Genomic DNA, 19,202 nt, shown 5'->3' on the forward strand with positions numbered 1-19,202 from the left:
CATTTATTAAGTACCCTAACTGCTTTCGTAATAAGTATCAAGTAGAAATAGAAGGAGTATATTTATGGATTTTAAAAATATGCAAATGAAAGAGAAATATAAGATTAATAGGTTTATCAATTTTATCCCTGTATCGTTAGTTATCCTTAATTTTATCACAGTAATTTTTAGCTTTCGAACTAACCCGTTTTCTCGTCTGTTAAATGGTCATGATTCTTCAATGTTTATATATTTTGGAAGAGGAATTAGTGATGGGCTCATTCCTTATAACGATATGTTTGATCATAAAGGAATATTGTTATTTATATTTCAATATGTTGGAATTTTACTAGGTTTCGGTGACCATTCATTAGGTATTTGGATTTTGGAATGTGTATTTTATGCACTATCATTGATATTTTTTTATAAATTGCTAATGTATTTTACTAAAGATAGATTAGTATCAAGTATTACAATTGTTTTGTTTACAGGAATCATTTTGTCATCATTTGATTTTGGAAATTATTCTGAAGAATTTGCATTACCTTTTATTACAATTGCACTATATCTTTTCGTTAGAATTTGGTTAGAAAATCCGACTAATTCGTGGTATCTTTTTTTTACGGGAATTTGTGGCGGAATCACATTCTTTATTCGACCTAATATGATTGCATTATGGATAGTTTTCTGTTTATTGTTAGGAATAAAAAGCCTTCTCAAGAAAGATTATTTAGTTTTACATAAGCAAATTTTATACGTTTTTATAGGAGGTATGGTTATTTGCCTATTAGTTTTAGGCTATAGTATAATAAATGGTAATTTAAAACAAATGATTTACCAAACGTTTATATTAAATGTTCAATATTCATCATCTTCCTTTTCTGAAAAGTTACTTACAGCAAAATCATTTTTTCAATTTATGACAGATTATGGAGTTGTAGCATTCATTCTTCCTTTTCTTATACTTTTGGTTGTTAATCCTAGTAAAATACCCAAAAAAATTCGTGTGTTTCATGTGATTTTACTTATCTATTTAGTGTTTAATTTTTTTACAGTTGTTATGTCGGGTAGATTTTATACTCATTATTTTATAACTATGTTTCCAGGTTTAATTTTAGCTACAGGTATTGGTTTAAAATGGCTTCTAAGCCAGTTAGGTTTAACTCACAATAAAAAAATTGTTTGTATATTATTATTCTCTTTACTTACTATTAGTTATTCAGGAAAAGCATTTACTGATTTTGTTAAACAAACGAACAATAGAATGCCTAACGAAAAAATAAATTCTTTGGTAGTCCAAGAAGCAGCCTATATTAAAAAGAATTCAACTAAGTCAGATAAAATCTATGTTCATAATATTAGTGCTAGCGTATACAATATTAGTGGAAGATATTCCAACTCGAAATTTTTTAAATTGCCTTCTTTGGATTATTTAAAATTTCATAAATTGAAAGAAGAATTTACGACTAAATTATATGAAAATCCACCTAAATTTATTGTTGTTGGCAGAGAAACCTACTTAAATAAACCAAACCTAACGGATTTAAAACTAGATAAAACCGTTGTGAATGCTATAGATGAAAACTATCAAGTGATTCCCGAATATGAGCAGACGGATTATATGATTTTCCAACTAAAAAGTACCCTTTGAAATTATTTTTTAAACGTATAGTTGTATTGTATATTAATTTTTGAGGATATATAAAGTCTGAATAATTATGTTAGAAGAAAGTGCTCCGTTAAATAAATATGAAGGCGATTTGTTTTGCTCTCACTTTTTATTATTATTACAGGCGGTTAGGATATGACTCGTAAAGTTGTATTCTAACTTTTTTTGATTTATGAAATCTTTTTAATTGTTTGCTACAATGCACTGTCTTTTGATACAATGATTTCGATCGGAGGGACACCTATGACCAAAATAATCGCTCATCGTGGCAGTAAAGGAACACATCCAGAAAATACTTTAGCGGCTTTTGAAGAAGCCATTCGAGTTGGTGCTGACGGAATTGAACTAGATGTTCAATTATCAAAAGATAATCATTTGATCGTGATTCATGATGAGACTGTTGATCGTACGACTAATGGACACGGATCAGTTGGGAGCTTAACACTAAAAGAACTTAAGCAACTAGATGCTGGTAACTGGTTCGAAAAAAATCCAATGAGCCAAAAAATTCCGACGTTAGTTGAGGTTTTAGAATTACTAGAAAAGAACCAATTTCAAGGATTGCTGAATATTGAAATTAAAACGGATAAAATTCATTATAACGGTATCGAGGAATTGATAGTTGAATTAATGTCTTCTCGTAGTTGGCCTTTTGAATATATGTATTCAAGTTTTTATTTTGAAAGTTTAGAGAAGGTTTGGAAAGTTGATCAAAGCAATCCGATTGCGTCTGTTTTTTATATTTCAGAAAAAGAGGCGCAACATGCAGTTCAGTCAACTTTTATTAAAGGTATTCATCCAAATATTGAGTGGGTGATGGCGCATTTAAATGAAGTGGCGGATTTTCCTAAGCCAATTCGTCCTTGGACAGTAAATGAAGCAGAACAAATGAAAATCTGCTTTGCTCATCAATTAGCTGGAATCCATACTGATTTTCCAGAAAAGGCACTGAAATTACGCGAAATGGTATAAATAAAGGGTGACGAATGTGAAAAAAATTTTAGTAATTGTCGGACCAACAGCTGTTGGTAAGACAGCATTAAGTATTGAGTTGGCAAAAAAATTAAATGGTGAAATAATTAGCGGTGATTCGATGCAGGTCTATAAAAAACTTGATATTGGAACAGCCAAAGTAACGGAAGAAGAAAGAGCAAGTATCCCTCATCATTTAATCGATTGTCGTGAGTTATCAGAGATATATTCAGTAGCTGATTTTCAAAAAGAAGGGCGTCAAATCATTGATGAAATCGTTTCTAGAGGGAACCTCCCTATTGTTGTTGGGGGAACAGGACTGTATGTCCAAGCATTGCTGTATGATTTTGAGCTAGGATCACAGGATGAGTCAATTGAAATCCGCCAAAAATATGAGCAATATGCTGAAACACACGGAAATCAAAAATTATGGGAAATCCTTTACCAAAAAGATCCCCAAGCTGCTGAAAGCATTCATTTTAACAATCGCAAGAAGGTTGTTCGAGCTTTAGAAGTTTTTGACAAAACAGGTTATAGTATTCTTACTCCAAAAGAAAAACCAAAAAAATTATACGATTATTTTCTAGTCGGCTTAGAAACGGATCGTGCTATTCTTTATGATCGAATCAACCATCGTGTTGACGCTATGATGGCGCAAGGACTTTTAAAAGAAGCGGAATTACTATACAAAAACCAACCTCAGCAATCGATTCAAGGAATTGGGTATAAAGAGTTTTTCCCTTATTTTGCAGGAGAAGAAACGTTAGAACAAGCTACGGAACAAGTTAAGCAAAATTCAAGAAGATATGCGAAAAGACAACTGACTTGGTTTAGAAATCGCATGAAGACTAGCTGGTGGGATTTGGTGCAAGCACCTGAAACTATTTTAGAATTAGAAAAAGAAATAGTCGCCTGGCTGGAATCTTCGGAAGGATAAAAAATGGATAAAATAGCAGAAAAGGTCATTTTGGTTGGCGTTGAAACAGAAGGAAATTATACGCGATTCGAAGCGTCCATGAAAGAATTGAAAAATTTGACGAAGACCGCACAAGGTGAAGTCGTATTTTCATTAACCCAGAAACGACCTCGTGTAGACTCACAGACGGTGATCGGTAAAGGAAAAGTAGAAGAGCTCGTTCAATTGATTGATGCATATGAAGCAGATATTGTTATTTTTAATCATGAGTTGACACCAAGACAAAATCAGCTGATCGTTGAAGCTGTAGGCATAAAAGTAATTGATCGAGTCCAACTGATTTTAGATATTTTTGCGATGCGGGCCCGTTCAAAAGAAGGTAAATTACAAGTTGAGTTGGCTCAATTAAATTATTTGCTGCCACGATTGATTGGTCAGGGGAAACAATTGTCTCGACTTGGTGGAGGAATCGGTACAAGAGGTCCTGGGGAAACGAAACTCGAATCAGATCGTCGACATATTCGCAATAAAATCATTGCAATCAAACGTGAACTAAAAGAAGTGACAGCTCATCGGGAGCGAAGTCGACAAAAACGTCAAGCATCTGATATTTTTCAAATTGGCTTGATTGGTTATACAAATGCAGGGAAATCAACCATTTTAAACCTGCTGACAACAGCTGGTGCCTACTCAGAAGATCAATTATTCGCAACGTTGGATCCTCTAACGAAAAAATGGCAGCTTCCCCAAGGAATGATCGTAACCTTAACAGATACCGTTGGTTTTATTCAAGATCTGCCAACACAATTGATCGAAGCGTTTCAATCAACCTTGGAAGAAAGCCGTAATATGGATTTATTGTTACATGTAGTAGATGCAAGTGCAGAAGATCGTTTGCAGCATGAGCAAACAGTTGTTGAGTTGTTGAATGACTTAGATTTAGAAAAAGTTCCTGTTTTAACGGTTTACAATAAGAGTGACCAAATCGATGATGCTGATTTTGTTCCAACGTTGTTCCCTAATGTCTTAGTTTCAGCTAAAAGTACTTTAGGAAAAGAACAACTGACAAGGGCTGTTAGAGAGATGATGATGGAATTGTTAGTACCATATGAGTTTGAAATCCCTTCAAGTCAAGGACAGCAACTAAGTGAAATGACTCGTCATACATTGCTTTTATCAGAAACGTTTGAAGAAGCTGAAAATGCGTATCATGTTAAAGGGTTTGCTAAAAAAAATTCTAAATGGGTAAGAGCGTTGGAAGAATAAATACTTGGAAGTGTTCAAGACTAATAAACGTTATAACTTAGTAAGAGAATTAATATAATGATTCTCCTGCTAAGTTTTTTTGTATGGTTTTTTTAATTATGGAATGATACACTAAATAGAAAATGATAGGTTTAGGGCGGTATTTTGATTTGCAAAAGTTTATAAAAAATAATTATGTGTTTTATGTTGGCTTGTTTGTTTTGGCAGTTTTATATCTTTCAAATTTTGATGTAGATTTGAGTTCAGATGACGGTTGGTTTATGACAGTACCTAGAGAGTATAGTTTTTTAGGATTTCTTCAATGGCGTTACTACCATTGGTCTGCACGACTGTTTCCAGAAGCGATGTTGTATCTGATATTTTTAGTTCCTCTAATTGTCCATCATTTAATCAGTGCTTGTGCTTGGCTACTATATAGCTATTCTCTCGTCCGAATAGTTGTAGGAACTATTAATCGAAAGGATTTTTTAGTAGCTTTTTTATCACTTGGATTTATGAATATTTGGGTCATGAAGGATTCAATTTTTTGGATTACAGGAGCTATTAATTATCTGTGGCCGTTAGCGCTAGGTTTATTTGCTATGATTCCTTATGCAGATAGTTTTTTCAGAAATAAAAAAACAGCTATCTGCTTATATTTAGTTCCAGCTTTTATTTTCTCTTTTTCAAATGAACAGTTGATAGCATGTGTTATTGGTGTTGCTTTGATTTATCATGGTACTATGTTGGTCATGAAGAGAAAGGAAAATTATTTTCTATATATTCCAACGACATTTTTTGTTACGGGGTTTAGCTTTATGTTTCTAGCGCCTGGAAATAAGATGAGGATGCAGCAGGAAATCGAGATGTGGATGCCTAATTTCAATGAACTATCTCTGTCTTCTAGAATTTTACGAGGTAGTTTATGGTTGTTTGAAGGCTGGCAGACGAAATTGTTATTGCTGTTTATCGTTATACTGGTGATTTCCCTGTTTATCGATTCTTCAAAACTGCTAGCTAAAATCACTACAGGATATACTGTGGTTTTAGGGCTTTTACTGTATAACTTTCCTAATAAATTGACTAATTTTAAACTTATAAATGAAAGCGGCTGGGTCGACCAATTGAAGGCAGGCAATATTCTGAATGGGACGGTTATAAGTGCAATTTTACCTTATCTATTGTGGGCTGGATTTTTTTGCTTGGTTATTGCATTTTCTTTATCAATTGCGAAGCAAAAGGTTTTTATTGGTTTAAGTTATAGTGCCTCATTATTATCTTCAATGTTAATGTGGTTTTCACCAACGATGTATGCATCTGGCGCTAGAGTGTTTATGTGTTCCTCAGTTTTTCTACTGATTATTCTATTTATACTTTATCAGCAATTTAGAGCGGTCAACGAGGAAAATAAAAATAAACAACTACTGTTTTATGCTTGTTTTATACCGGTGATAAACTTATTTTCAGTGCTTTTTTAAGGTGAATGAACCGTTAGTCTATCACTTGGTGAAAAATGGTATTTAAGAAAGAAACATTTATCTGTGGTTTCAGAAGGTAAGGCAAAAGTATTTTTTTACTTTTACCTTACTTTCTTTTATTTTAATACAAATTAGATAAAAAAGACTTATCATAAAGGATTTACTGTGTTTTTTTAGTTTTTATGTCAGAAAACCTAACATAAATCATTGACAATAGAAAAAAGTCTTGCTATCCTATACCTAATCTATTAGCTACGTAGGCTAGCTTCGTGAAAAAAAGAGAAAATCAGTCTGTGGGAAAAAGCACATTAAACCTATTTTCTTATTTTTCGATCGAAACTGAACGAGCCTGTTACACATTTAAACAAAGAGAGGGGGGTGGATATGAGAGAGAAGGAACTGAGAAGATCAATGTCGGTTTTTCCAATTGGTACAGTCATGAAATTGACTGATTTATCAGCACGTCAAATCCGATATTATGAAGAGCAGGATTTGATTCATCCAGAAAGAAGCGAAGGAAACCGCCGCATGTATTCACTAAATGATATTGATGTCTTATTGGAAATCAAAGATTATTTATCAGATGGTCTAAACATGGCAGGGATCAAACGCGTCTATGAAATGAAGTTGGAAGAACAAATGCATGCGCAAGAATCAACCAAACCACTAACGGATGAAGATGTTCGGAAAATTTTATATGACGAACTTATTTCTCAAGGTGGACTTACTCAACAAAATCCATTCCAATCCAGAGGACCAAAATTGTAATAGTTGAGATTCACACAAAAAATGAAGGACGTGAAGGAATAATATGACAACGAAACAAAACACAGTAGAAGATATCAAACGAATTGCCAAAGAAGAGAATGTTCGATTTTTACGATTAATGTTTACAGATATTATGGGAACAATCAAAAATGTGGAAGTTCCAGTGAGCCAATTAGACAAAGTATTAAGTAACAAAATGATGTTTGATGGGTCTTCTATTGAAGGTTTTGTGAGAATTGAAGAAAGTGACATGTATCTGTATCCAGACGTATCAACATGGATGATTTTTCCATGGGAAAGTGACCACGGGAAGGTTGCACGTCTGATTTGTGATATTTATAATCCGAGTGGTGCTCCGTTTGCAGGAGATCCTCGTGGCAATTTAAAACGAGCACTTGCAGATATGGAAGAACTTGGTTTTACTTCATTTAATCTTGGACCTGAACCAGAATTTTTCTTGTTCAAATTAGATGATGATGGGAAAATCACAACAGATTTAAATGATCGAGGCGGTTATTTCGATTTTGCCCCAACCGATCTTGGCGAAAATTGCCGTAGAGATATCGTTCTCGAGCTAGAAAGCTTAGGCTTTGAAGTAGAAGCGTCTCATCACGAAGTAGCACCGGGGCAACACGAGATCGATTTTAAATATACAGATGTTATTGAAGCGTGTGACAATATTCAAACGTTTAAACTAGTGGTTAAAACAATCGCTAGAAAACATGGACTACACGCAACATTCATGCCAAAACCTTTATATGGAATCAATGGTTCAGGCATGCATTGCAACATGTCATTATTCAAAGGAAACGAAAATGTTTTCTTTGATGAAAATGGCCCAATGCAACTAAGTCAAACAGCGTATCATTTCCTTGGTGGATTGTTGAAACATGCACGCGCGTATACAGCTGTTTGTAATCCAACCGTCAATTCTTATAAACGTTTGGTACCTGGATACGAAGCGCCAGTATATGTTGCTTGGAGCGGGCGTAATCGTTCACCGCTAGTACGTGTTCCAGAATCACGTGGGCTTTCAACTCGTTTAGAATTACGTTCAGTTGATCCTTCGGCAAATCCATATCTAACGATGGCAGCTTTGTTACAAGCGGGGTTAGATGGTATCAGAAATGAGATCGAACCGCCACAGGCTGTGGATCGTAACATTTATGTGATGAATGAGGAAGAGCGTAAAGAAGCACAAATTCATGATTTACCTTCAACACTGCATAATGCTATTAAAGAATTACGTAAAGATGACGTAATGGTCAATGCATTAGGAGAACATATTTTTGTAAACTTTGTTGAAGCCAAACGCATGGAGTGGGCTGCTTTCCGTCAAACCGTTTCTGAATGGGAAAGAGAACAATATTTAGAGCTGTATTAATCATTGAGTGGCTAAACCAGAAATTGGTTTAGCCGCTTTTTTATAGAGATCGTTCAGTTTAAAGTCAAAAAAGTATGCTATAATTATAAATGAGAATCATTATCAATTAAACTTGAAAAGGAGAGAAAACCATGATTATTCAAACTGTTGCATTTGTAATAAAAAAAGAGGGTAGGGAAAGATTTGAAGGCAAAACAAGTAAAGATGTTGCTTCGATGCTAGAATTTCCCGGTTGTTTATCAAGTGAATGTTGGTTTTCGGAGGATAAAGATACCTGCGAGTTTATGTTAGTTTCCAAATGGGAAAGTAAAAAGGATTTTCAAAATTGGCTAAAACGTCCTGAACATTTGCAGGAACATCGTGATGCACATAAAAATAAAGAAACCAAGCCGTCTATTGTTTTAGAAAAAACGAGAAAAAGCTATGAAGTTTTTTCTTAAAAATACCAGGAACCTAAAACAAAAAAAGTTTTGGGTTTTTTTATATTCCTGAATTGTTCAAATAAATGTGATTTTAATCAAAAAGCAGGTATAGTAGAATTCAAATGAACGATAAGGAGAAAAGATATGCAGGATTCAAAATTCTCTTCGATGACTCTTAAAAAAATAGAAAATGTTCAGCAACAAGGATGGGATGCTGCTGCTCTTGCTGTCTACATTAAAAAAAGAAAAGTAAATGCATTAGAAGCTGATCAAGCAATTTTTTTAATTGGTTCTGAGCTATATACAGAAATGTTCGACCAAAGTCAGCTTTCGGCTCATGTTAAAGTAATGTTAGTCATTAACCATTTGGGTGGTTATCAAGATGAATTAGGTGATTTGCAATTTACAGCTTCAGAATATAATTTTTGCGATCAAATGTCTCCGGGGGCACCCTTTTTAAATAGTTATGCTAAGGCTGTTCAGTGTGCTTATCCGAACGGTCTATTCATTGCTTCGGCAGATAAAAAATTATCAAAAAGAGCACTCAAAAAGAAATACGCAAAAGAAACAAAAATCCATCAGTTCAGAAATCAATTAGATAAAGCTAATATTCAGTATGTGGAGAAGTATAAAGTCAGACATGGTTTGAAAAATGATGAAACAGCCATCAAAATGATTCTTGGAAATAATTGGATCTATGCGGATCCTCAATATCATAATCGGGCTCATTTAGGTAGTGATATCATGATAGATGATCTTACAAAAGGAAGAAGAACCTTAGCTAAAAAAGGTTTAATCAAGAAAATCAGAAATCATGGTTTTTACCGCAAAATTTTATCTGCAGATTATCATAGTGAGTTTATCGTGGATGAACAAGGCCGACTCTTAAGTCAATGGACAAAACAAATAAAATCAAAAGCTCAACTTGAAAGTGCGATCGTCAATGGCGAATCGTTTAACTACGGAGAACGACCAAGGCTAGATCAATATCAGACGCACGATAAACTAGATGGAAAACCGCCAAGATATTTTGACACAACTAAACGAAATGAACTGAAACAAAAATGGCTCTCACCGATAGATGATTGGTTTTACCAGCTAGTTAGAAGATTGTCAGAAAAAGGATTGAAGTATCAAAAAAGAACAAGGAATAAACGTTAAGGTTTGAATCCGACCTTTTATTTTTCACAAAAAATCTTTTTAAACTAAAGAGAGAAAGCTAAATAATAAATAAGTTTGTGAAATATTTTCACAAACTGTTTCAAATTTGAACGGCTTCCGTTATAATGGAGAAGAATATGCGTGCAACTATTCTACTTTTAGATAGAAGGATGATGACGATTATAATGAGAAAAATGAAGACAATGGATGGAAATACAGCAGCCGCATACATCTCCTATGCGTTTACTGAATTAGCCGCTATTTATCCAATTACACCCAGCTCAACAATGGCTGAACTTGTTGATCAGTGGTCAGCAGAAGGCAAACAAAATATTTTTGGGCAACCTGTTAAAATCGTGGAAATGCAATCAGAAGCAGGTGCTGCTGGCGTTGTCCATGGGTCACTAAAAACGGGTGCGTTAACGACTACATATACTGCTTCACAAGGTTTACTATTGATGATCCCAAATATGTATAAGATTGCGGGTGAACTGCTGCCGTCAGTCTTTCATGTCGCTAGCCGAGCTGTGACGACCAATGCGTTGAACATTTTTGGTGATCACGGAGATGTGATGGCTGCTCGTCAGACTGGTTTTGCTATGTTAAGTGAAAGCAGTGTACAAGAAGTGATGGATTTATCTGCAGTTGCTCATTTAGCTTCGCTGGAGTCTAGCGTTCCCTTTATCAACTTCTTTGATGGTTTTCGGACAAGTCATGAAATTCAAAAAATTGAAGTATTAGAGTACGACGAACTAGCACCATTAGTAGATCAAGAAAAATTAGAGCACTTCCGTAGTAGAAGCATGAATCCAAATCATCCTTCAGTTAGTGGAACCAATCAAAATCCGGATATCCATTTCCAACAACGAGAAACGATCAATAGCTATTACGAACAAATTCCAGCTATTGTGAAAAAATACATGAGTGAAATCAATGAATTAAGAGGAACGAATTACGATCTAGTAACCTATTATGGAGCTGAAGATGCAGAAGAAGTGATCGTTTCAATGGGATCTGCCGCTCAAGCGATCGAACAGACAATTGATTACTTAACAAAACAAGGCAGAAAAGTCGGCTTCTTAAATATTCACTTATATCGCCCGTTTCCTATTGAAAACTTTTTAGAGAAAATGCCTAAAACAGTTAAAGCAATCGGTGTAATGGATCGAACCAAAGAACCAGGAGCTGGTGGAGAGCCTTTACTTTTAGATGTTCAAAGTGCAATGTATGAATCAGAGCTGCGCCCAATGATTATCGGGGGACGTTATGGACTAGGCTCAAAAGATGTTTTACCAAATCAAATCGTTGCGATCTACGATGAATTATTAAAAGATAAAAAAGTAGCAAAATCTCGTTTTACGATCGGAATTGTAGATGATGTTACTTATACATCACTTGATTGCGGTGAAGCGTTAGATTTAACCAATCCTAAAACGTATCAAGCGAAATTCTGGGGATTTGGCTCCGATGGTACAGTTGGTGCAAATAAATCAGCAATCAAAATCATTGGTGATCATACTGATAAATATGCCCAAGGATTCTTTTATTACGATTCAAAAAAATCAGGTGGGTTAACTGTTTCTCACTTGCGTTTTGGTGAAACACCGATTCGCTCAACCTATTTGATTGAACATGCCGATTTTGTTGCTTGTCATACAGCAGCGTATTTAAATACTTATGATTTAGTAAAAGGCTTGAAAAAAGGCGGTACTTTTTTACTCAATACCGTTTGGAATGATGAACAATTAGAACGATTCTTACCGACTAAATTGAAACGTTATTTAGCTGAGAATGAGATTGAATTTTACACGATCAATGCTGTTAAACTAGCAAGTGAAGTTGGGTTAGGCGGACGAATCAATACAGCAATGGAAACAGCATTCTTCAAATTAGCAGATATCATGCCGTTTGATGAAGTTTTGCCGATTTTAAAAGAAGAAGCATTTAAAAGCTATGCTAGAAAATCGATGTCTGTTGTTGAAAAAAATGTTCAAGCCATTGACCGTACTGTGGAGCTGTTGCATAAAGTTGAGGTTCCAACTGTTTGGAAAACGATTGAAGTAAAACCGAAAATTCGCCAAGCAAACGTAACAGATTATGTCCATGAAATCGTAGAACCAATCAATCGTCAAGAAGGCAATGAACTTGCTGTTAGTGCGTTTATTAAAAATGATATGACCGATGGACGGATGCCACTTGGAACAACGGCTGTGGAAAAACGCGGGATCGCTGTTGAAGTACCGGAATGGAATAGTGATCGTTGTACGATGTGTAATGAATGTGCATTTGTTTGCCCGCATGCGGCTATTCGACCATTTTTAGCAGATGATGAAGAAATGGAAGAAGCACCAGCTGGCTATATTGTTAGAGAAATGCGTGGAGCAGACGGCTTGAAATACCGCATTCAAGTTTCTGTGGAAGACTGTACTGGCTGTGGACTTTGTGTGGATGCTTGTCCAGCTAAAGGCAAAGCCCTAGTCATGAAACCATACGAAGAACAAAAAGAACAAGCAATGAACTGGGCTTTCTCTATGACGTTGAAACAAAAAGAAAATCCAGCAAAACCAAACACAGTTTTAGGAACGCAATTCAATAAACCTTTATTAGAATTTTCAGGTGCTTGTTCTGGTTGTGGTGAAACGCCTTATGTGAAACTACTGACTCAAATGTTTGGTGATCGCATGATGATTGCAAACGCAACCGGCTGTTCTTCCATCTGGGGCGGGGCGGCACCAGTCGCACCTTATACAACCAATGATGCAGGTCAAGGACCAGCTTGGTCTAACTCATTGCTAGAGGATAATGCAGAATTTGGTTATGGAATGCTTTTAGCCAGTCAAACACGTCGTGAACATTTAGCAATGAAGATGAGTGAAGCCATGAAAGATGTTTCACCTGAATTGAAATTGTTGATGGAAGACTGGATTGATCATATGCACACAGGTGAAGGAACACAACAGCGTGCAGCAAAACTAAAAGCTGCTTTGCTTGATGAAAAAACTGGACAACCTTTATTAGAAGCAATCTATGCAGATAATGATTTATTTGTAAAAAACAGTCAATGGATGATTGGTGGAGACGGCTGGGCTTATGATATTGGCTATGGCGGGATCGATCATGTCCTTGCTAGCGGGGCAGATGTGAACATGCTAGTTTTAGATAATGAAGTCTATTCGAATACAGGTGGGCAAACATCCAAAGCTACACCAGCATCTGCAATTGCGAAATTTTCGGCTAGTGGAAAGTACGTTTCCAAAAAGGATTTAGGAATGATGGCAATGACTTATGGGAATGTCTATGTCGCTCAAATTGCCTCAGGTGCTAATCAAATGCAGACCATCAAAGCTTTTGAAGAGGCAGAACGATTCCCAGGTCCATCAATTATCATCGCCTATACACCATGTATCACTCATGGCCTAGCCGGTGGTATGAGTAAGACTTTGGAAGAAGCAAAAGAAGCAGTTCATTCTGGTTATTGGTCATTATACCGCTATAATCCTGAGTTGAGAGAAGCAGGAAAAAATCCAATGACCTTAGATTACAAAAAGCCGAATTTTGAAGAGATGCAAAGTTTTATGCGTAAACAAGTTCGCTTTTCTTCATTAGAATCTACACAGCCAGCGTTCGCAGGTAAACTTTTTGAGAAAACGGTCGATGATGCTAAAAATCGTTTTTACAATTATGCTCGTCTGGCTGGTCAAGAAGATAAAATTCGAGCAAAATTAGAAAAAACAATGGAAGAAGTAGTGAGTGAAAAAGCAACTCGTGTCAAAAAAGAACGGGTCGTCGATCCAGAAGCAGATGCAAGAAGAGCGGCTAGACGAGCAGAACGTGCAGCAAGACGAGGAAAAGTAGAAGAATAATAAAGTGATTTTAATTTAGAATGAAAGAAGTGAGATCTTGACGTCTTCTTCTTTCATTCTTTTTTTTAAATTTTTCTATCATTCGCACTCTTCCTGTAACCAAGTAAAAGATTATGGTATACTTATTTAAGAAATCTTCAGAGAGAAGTGAGGTTTATGATGTCTTTTCAACTTAGTCAATTATTTGATTTGAATTATTGGCGGCAATTGATCTCATCAGATTTCTTGTCGCGTGATTATATCATCAATATTATAGATATTCTGGTAGTCTGGTATCTCGTCTACAAATTGATCATGCTCGTCAGAGGAACAAAAGCCGTCCAGTTATTAAAAGGGGTCGCTGTTTTTATTGTGATTCGAATACTGAGCGAAATTATTGGACTGCATACATTGTCCTGGCTGATGAACCAAGTGATTATGTATGGTGTGATTGCCGCAGTCGTGATTTTCCAACCAGAAGTTCGGCGAGGCTTAGAGCATCTGGGGAGAAGTTCCTTTTTCCGTACGAGTAGATCTGAACAACAGGAAGATGAAAAAATGATTCTTGCCTTTGATAAAGCAATTCAGTATATGTCTAAACGGAAAATTGGTGCGCTGATCACAGTAGAAAGAAATACTGGTTTGGATGAATATATTGAAACAGGTATCTCTTTAGATGCCGACATTACTGGAGAACTGCTAATTAATATTTTTATTCCCAATACGCCATTACATGACGGTGCAGTAATTGTTAAACAAGGGAAAATCGCTGTAGCCAGTGCGTATCTGCCTTTATCAGAAAGCAATCTGATTCCAAAAGAATTCGGTACTCGACATAGAGCAGCTGTGGGTATCAGTGAAGTTAGTGATGCCGTGACGATTATTGTTTCAGAAGAAACCGGTGATGTCAGCCTGACATTGAATAATGATCTGATTCCTCGATTAACACAAGAAGAATATCTGAAAATTCTTAGAGCTGAATTAGTTCCAAAAGAAGAACGTAAAGATAAAAAGAATCTTTTGCAGCACTTTATTGAAGGTGTGTCGAAAGGGGCGAAAAAGAAATGAAAAAGCCCTACCAAAGCAATTGGTTCTCAGGAGTATTAGCACTACTTTTTGCATTATTATTATTTTTTAATGCTAATGCATCAGGAAATATAGGCAATATGACTAGCGTAAGCCAAGTTTATGATGAAATGTTGTATAATATTCCTGTTCAATTAGAGTATGATAAAGATAAATATTTTGTATCGGGTTATGAAGAAACAGTCAATGTGCATTTAAGCAGTTTGAATCGAATTCAATTAGATTTAGAATCGAATGAAGATACAAGGAATTTTCAAGTAGTTGCTGATTTGACTGAAACACCACTTGGAACCTCAGAAATTCAGCTACGAGTCAAAGGATTGAGTACAGCTGTGACGGCCGAACTTGAAACGAAAACAATAACCGTGACAAAGGAGAAAAAAGTAACGAAATCTTTTGATGTAGAAGCACAACTGCCTGAATCTATTGAGGCAGAAGGCTACAAAGTAGATGAAATTGCTGTAAGTCCTAAAAAAGTGGAAATCACAACTGGAGAAGATACTGCAAAAGCAATTTCACGTGTGATTGCTCCACTATCAAATATAAAACAATCTGCTGATACTATTAAACAAACGGTCAACGTTCAAGCGATTGATAGTAAAGGACAAGTATTAAGTATTGAAAACCCAGCACCACAAGTAAAAGTCGTCGTTGGTTTAACAATGCCTTCAAAAGAAGTTGGGTTGACAATCAGTCCAACTGGCTCACCACCTTCTGGGGTCGAGCATTATACATTTAATCTTTCGGAGCAAAAAGTTGAAATTAGAGGAACTAAATCAGTTCTTGATGCAATGGATACAATTGAACTACCTGTTGATGTGAGCAACATAAAATCATCAACCAAACAAAAAATAAAAATCCCAACAAATGCAGATTATATTGTTTCACCTGAGGAAATAGAAGTGACGATCAATCCAGTCTTTACAGGAACGAATACAAGTTTTTCTGAAACTAGAGGACAAAGTACAACAACATCGTATTCCAGTCAAGCAATACCAACACCGTTGCCCTCTTCTAGTGAAGAACCAACAAGTTCCTCTAGTACATCAAGCTCGTCAAGTACATCTAGCGCTGAAAGTAGTGCCGAGGATGAAATAGGAAATGGGAGTAGTTCAGTTCCTGCAAATTAAGTTTATTGACTAAGAAAATCAATTATTCAAACCATTTCAATACATAAGAATAGTTGAAGCTATCTTAGTAAGTAGAAGGAGAGTTATAATGGGTAAATATTTTGGAACAGATGGTGTTAGAGGCATTGCCAATAAAGAATTAACACCAGAATTAGCATTTAAATTAGGCCGCTTTGGCGGATATGTTTTAAGTCAGCATGAAGATTCAACTCGCCGACCAAGAGTATTGGTCGGGCGTGATACACGGATTTCAGGGCAATTATTAGAACAGGCTTTAATTTCAGGATTGTTATCTGTTGGGATCGAAGTGTTCCAATTAGGGGTAATCTCAACGCCAGGTGTAGCTTATTTAACGAGACTGCAAAAAGCATCAGCAGGTGTTATGATCTCAGCTTCTCATAATCCAGCAGAAGATAATGGCATCAAGTTTTTCGGTTCAGATGGGTTTAAATTGGTGGATGATCAAGAGCTTGAAATCGAAGCATTATTAGATGCCGAGGAAGATAACTTACCGCGACCTTCAGCAGAAGGTTTGGGAACACTGGATGAATTTCCAGAAGGGCTGCTAAAATATTCGCAGTTTCTAGTTCAGACAATTCCAGATGACTTGGCTGGCTTAACAGTTTGTATCGATGCAGCAAATGGTGCAACGGCAACGTCTGTTAATCGTTTATTCGCAGATTTGGAAACTGATTTTTACACGATGGGGACAAGTCCAAATGGTTTAAATATCAATGACGGAGTAGGCTCTACACATCCTGAAACATTAGCGGAAATGGTTGTTGAAAAAGGGGCAGACGTTGGTTTGGCTTTTGATGGCGATGGTGATCGAATCATTGCAGTTGATGAATTAGGTAATATTGTTGATGGCGACAAGATCATGTTTATTTGTGCGAAGTATCTTGCTGAAAAGAACCGCTTGAAAAAAGATACGATCGTTACAACTGTCATGAGTAATTTAGGCTTCCATAAAGCTGTTGAAGCTGCTGGAATGAAAGATGTGATTACTCAAGTTGGTGATCGTTATGTTGTTGAAGAGATGCGTAAAAATGACTATAATTTTGGTGGAGAGCAATCAGGTCATATGATTTTTCTTGACTACAATACAACCGGGGATGGTATGCTTTCAGGGATTCAATTGTTAAATGTAATGAAACAAACTGGTAAAAAACTATCAGAGCTTGCTTCTGAGGTAACTGTTTACCCACAAAAACTAGTGAATATCAGAGTAACAGATAAACATGGTGCGATGGATGTACCAGCAATCAAAGAAATCGTTGAATTGATGGAAACAGAAATGAATGGCGATGGTCGTATTTTAGTTCGTCCTTCTGGGACTGAGCCGTTATTACGCGTGATGGCTGAAGCACCAACGCAAGAAAAAGTTGATTATTATGTGGATAAAATCGCTGCTGTTGTAAGAACAGAAATTGGCGTAGACTAATCAATATTTATGGAGATAGGCTAAGATATGGCTCATAGAGTGATACCTTGGCCTATCTTATTTGTTTTTTTGGAAAAACGAATAATAATGGATTTATTTTAGTGAACGTTCGATAACCTTATTGACAGAATAAATAGAAAAAGGTACTATGTTTGAGAATTGATAAGAAAGATTCCTCTGCTTTCAATCAATTCTTTAAATAAAAAATTGAGGTATGAGACTACTCTAGAGAGGGGCAATTTAATGGGGAATTATTTAGTATTACAAACAGATTTTGGACTTGGTGATGGAGCTGTCAGTGCAATGTATGGTGTTGCTCACATGGTAAGTGATGATATTACCATTGGTGATTTGACCCATGAGATCCCTCCTTATGATATTTGGGCGGCATCGTATCGTTTGTATCAAACGGTAAAATATTGGCCGCAGGAAACTGTTTTTGTATCTGTTGTTGATCCTGGTGTGGGCAGTACAAGACGAAGTATCGTAGCAAAAACTATTTCTGGACATTATATCATTACACCAGATAATGGATCGTTAACTCATATCGCTCATTATCAAGGCATCAAAGAGATTCGGGCAATTGATGAAGTAACCAGTCGTTTGCCACATTCAGAAGAAAGCCACACCTTTCACGGTAGAGATATTTATGCGTATAATGGGGCACGTTTAGCGAGTGGAGAAATTTCTTTTGAAGATCTAGGAAATACTGTTGCCAACGAATCTATCCAAGCATTGCCTTTGATTGAAGCCAAGCATAGCGAACATATCTTAGAAGGCAGTATTGATGTTTTAGATATTCGCTTCGGTTCTTTGTGGACAAATATTCCCTTAGCTTTTATGAAAGAAGAAAAAATCACTCATGATGATCAACTACAAGTTACGATTTATCATCAAGGTAAAAAAGTCTACCAAAACATTATGAAGTTTGCGAAATCTTTTGCAGATGTGAATATTGGGGAACCTTTAGTTTATGTTAACTCATTGGTCAATATTGGTGTGGCAGTCAATCAAGATTCATTTTCAAAATTGTATCATATCGGAACGGGGACCGATTGGACTATCCAGTTAAGAAAAGCACCAAAAATTATTTTTGAATAGGAGTGGGGATAAATGAAAAAAGATTTTTCAGTAAAAACAATCGTCGCAATTGGGATTGGATCAGCAGTATTTGTTATTTTAGGTCGTTTTGTCGTGATTCCAACTGGATTTCCTAATACAAACTTAGAAACGGCTTATCCATTCTTAGCATTGATTTCTGTTATTTTTGGACCTGTAGCAGGTGGCTTGATTGGGTTGATTGGTCATACATTAAAAGATTTTACAACATATGGCAGTGCATGGTGGAGTTGGATCATCTGTTCTGGTATTATAGGAGTAATCTATGGTTTAGCTGGAAGAAAAATCGATCTTCAACATGGTGAATTCAATAAAAAAGACATTATTTATTTTAATATTTATCAAGTAATTGGAAATGCAGTTGTTTGGGGACTGATTGCACCGACTTTAGATGTATTGATTTACAGTGAACCAGCTAGCAAGGTCTACACGCAAGGTGTGATTGCTGTGGTCTTGAACATCATTGCTGTTGGAATCATTGGAACCTTACTGATGGCAGCTTATGCAGCAACTCGCACAAAAAAAGGTAGTTTAACAAAAGATTGATTATATAGTAAAATGAAATTAGCATAAATATAATTTCTGAA

Annotated in this window: 15 protein-coding genes; all 15 read left to right on the forward strand. The window is 35.9% G+C overall.

Features of this window, described 5'->3' with window-relative positions; translation table 11 throughout:
* Positions 1-64: 64 nt before the first annotated feature.
* The 15 genes from ATZ35_RS09510 to ATZ35_RS09580 all read left to right on the forward strand — a co-directional run bounded on the left by ATZ35_RS09510 (position 65) and on the right by ATZ35_RS09580 (position 19,161).
* Positions 65-1,630, forward strand: coding sequence for an ArnT family glycosyltransferase (locus ATZ35_RS09510; protein ID WP_208927030.1), 1,566 nt, complete (start codon positions 65-67; stop codon positions 1,628-1,630).
* 261 nt (positions 1,631-1,891) lie between these two features.
* Positions 1,892-2,620 carry a glycerophosphodiester phosphodiesterase gene (locus ATZ35_RS09515; protein WP_208927031.1) on the forward strand — a complete coding sequence of 243 codons (729 nt, stop codon included), beginning with the start codon at positions 1,892-1,894 and terminating at the stop codon, positions 2,618-2,620.
* A 16-nt stretch (positions 2,621-2,636) separates the two neighbouring features.
* Positions 2,637-3,557 carry a tRNA (adenosine(37)-N6)-dimethylallyltransferase MiaA gene (gene miaA / locus ATZ35_RS09520; protein ID WP_208927032.1) on the forward strand — a complete coding sequence of 307 codons (921 nt, stop codon included), beginning with the start codon at positions 2,637-2,639 and terminating at the stop codon, positions 3,555-3,557.
* 3 nt (positions 3,558-3,560) lie between these two features.
* Entirely contained in the window at positions 3,561-4,802 is a 1,242-nt protein-coding gene (hflX, locus tag ATZ35_RS09525; RefSeq protein ID WP_208927033.1) for a GTPase HflX, read from the forward strand.
* A gap of 149 nt (positions 4,803-4,951) precedes the next feature.
* Complete coding sequence (locus ATZ35_RS09530; RefSeq protein ID WP_208927034.1) at positions 4,952-6,259, forward strand: DUF6056 family protein; 1,308 nt, start codon at positions 4,952-4,954, stop codon at positions 6,257-6,259.
* 384 nt (positions 6,260-6,643) lie between these two features.
* Complete coding sequence (locus ATZ35_RS09535; RefSeq protein ID WP_086280397.1) at positions 6,644-7,027, forward strand: MerR family transcriptional regulator; 384 nt, start codon at positions 6,644-6,646, stop codon at positions 7,025-7,027.
* Between the two features lie 43 nt (positions 7,028-7,070).
* Positions 7,071-8,411 carry a type I glutamate--ammonia ligase gene (gene glnA / locus ATZ35_RS09540; RefSeq protein ID WP_208927035.1) on the forward strand — a complete coding sequence of 447 codons (1,341 nt, stop codon included), beginning with the start codon at positions 7,071-7,073 and terminating at the stop codon, positions 8,409-8,411.
* Positions 8,412-8,542: 131 nt separating this feature from the next.
* The gene (locus tag ATZ35_RS09545; RefSeq protein WP_208927036.1) at positions 8,543-8,851 is read left to right on the forward strand and encodes an antibiotic biosynthesis monooxygenase family protein; all 309 of its coding nucleotides are present in this window, start codon (positions 8,543-8,545) and stop codon (positions 8,849-8,851) included.
* A 126-nt stretch (positions 8,852-8,977) separates the two neighbouring features.
* Entirely contained in the window at positions 8,978-9,994 is a 1,017-nt protein-coding gene (locus tag ATZ35_RS09550; RefSeq protein ID WP_208927037.1) for a DUF3114 domain-containing protein, read from the forward strand.
* Positions 9,995-10,179: 185 nt separating this feature from the next.
* Positions 10,180-13,857 (forward strand): pyruvate:ferredoxin (flavodoxin) oxidoreductase, encoded by a 3,678-nt coding sequence (gene nifJ, locus ATZ35_RS09555; RefSeq protein ID WP_208930462.1) that lies wholly within the window; start codon positions 10,180-10,182, stop codon positions 13,855-13,857.
* Positions 13,858-14,016: 159 nt separating this feature from the next.
* Positions 14,017-14,904 carry a diadenylate cyclase CdaA gene (gene cdaA, locus ATZ35_RS09560; RefSeq protein ID WP_208930463.1) on the forward strand — a complete coding sequence of 296 codons (888 nt, stop codon included), beginning with the start codon at positions 14,017-14,019 and terminating at the stop codon, positions 14,902-14,904.
* Complete coding sequence (locus tag ATZ35_RS09565) at positions 14,901-16,052, forward strand: CdaR family protein (protein ID WP_208927038.1); 1,152 nt, start codon at positions 14,901-14,903, stop codon at positions 16,050-16,052. Before cdaA ends, ATZ35_RS09565 begins: the two co-directional genes overlap by 4 nt.
* Before the next feature lie 88 nt (positions 16,053-16,140).
* Entirely contained in the window at positions 16,141-17,496 is a 1,356-nt protein-coding gene (gene glmM / locus ATZ35_RS09570) for a phosphoglucosamine mutase (RefSeq protein ID WP_208927039.1), read from the forward strand.
* A 243-nt stretch (positions 17,497-17,739) separates the two neighbouring features.
* The gene (locus ATZ35_RS09575) at positions 17,740-18,597 is read left to right on the forward strand and encodes an SAM hydrolase/SAM-dependent halogenase family protein (protein WP_208927040.1); all 858 of its coding nucleotides are present in this window, start codon (positions 17,740-17,742) and stop codon (positions 18,595-18,597) included.
* A gap of 12 nt (positions 18,598-18,609) precedes the next feature.
* A complete protein-coding gene (locus ATZ35_RS09580; protein ID WP_086280414.1) occupies positions 18,610-19,161 on the forward strand; it encodes an ECF-type riboflavin transporter substrate-binding protein in 552 nt (183 codons plus the stop codon).
* Positions 19,162-19,202: the final 41 nt, after the last annotated feature.

The organism is Enterococcus rotai (genome assembly GCF_001465345.1).
GTDB classification, from domain to species: domain Bacteria; phylum Bacillota; class Bacilli; order Lactobacillales; family Enterococcaceae; genus Enterococcus_L; species Enterococcus_L rotai.

Excerpts from the sequence above, each read along its gene's own strand:
- ATZ35_RS09515 (WP_208927031.1), top strand. The coding sequence starts at position 1,892 with ATGACCAAAATAATCGCTCATCGTGGCAGTAAAGGAACACATCCAGAA.
- ATZ35_RS09580 (WP_086280414.1), top strand. The coding sequence starts at position 18,610 with ATGAAAAAAGATTTTTCAGTAAAAACAATCGTCGCAATTGGGATTGGA.
- ATZ35_RS09510 (WP_208927030.1), top strand. The coding sequence starts at position 65 with ATGGATTTTAAAAATATGCAAATGAAAGAGAAATATAAGATTAATAGG.
- nifJ (WP_208930462.1), top strand. The coding sequence starts at position 10,180 with ATGAGAAAAATGAAGACAATGGATGGAAATACAGCAGCCGCATACATC.
- ATZ35_RS09535 (WP_086280397.1), top strand. The coding sequence starts at position 6,644 with ATGAGAGAGAAGGAACTGAGAAGATCAATGTCGGTTTTTCCAATTGGT.
- glmM (WP_208927039.1), top strand. The coding sequence starts at position 16,141 with ATGGGTAAATATTTTGGAACAGATGGTGTTAGAGGCATTGCCAATAAA.
- ATZ35_RS09550 (WP_208927037.1), top strand. The coding sequence starts at position 8,978 with ATGCAGGATTCAAAATTCTCTTCGATGACTCTTAAAAAAATAGAAAAT.
- cdaA (WP_208930463.1), top strand. The coding sequence starts at position 14,017 with ATGTCTTTTCAACTTAGTCAATTATTTGATTTGAATTATTGGCGGCAA.
- ATZ35_RS09575 (WP_208927040.1), top strand. The coding sequence starts at position 17,740 with ATGGGGAATTATTTAGTATTACAAACAGATTTTGGACTTGGTGATGGA.
- glnA (WP_208927035.1), top strand. The coding sequence starts at position 7,071 with ATGACAACGAAACAAAACACAGTAGAAGATATCAAACGAATTGCCAAA.
- ATZ35_RS09545 (WP_208927036.1), top strand. The coding sequence starts at position 8,543 with ATGATTATTCAAACTGTTGCATTTGTAATAAAAAAAGAGGGTAGGGAA.
- hflX (WP_208927033.1), top strand. The coding sequence starts at position 3,561 with ATGGATAAAATAGCAGAAAAGGTCATTTTGGTTGGCGTTGAAACAGAA.
- ATZ35_RS09565 (WP_208927038.1), top strand. The coding sequence starts at position 14,901 with ATGAAAAAGCCCTACCAAAGCAATTGGTTCTCAGGAGTATTAGCACTA.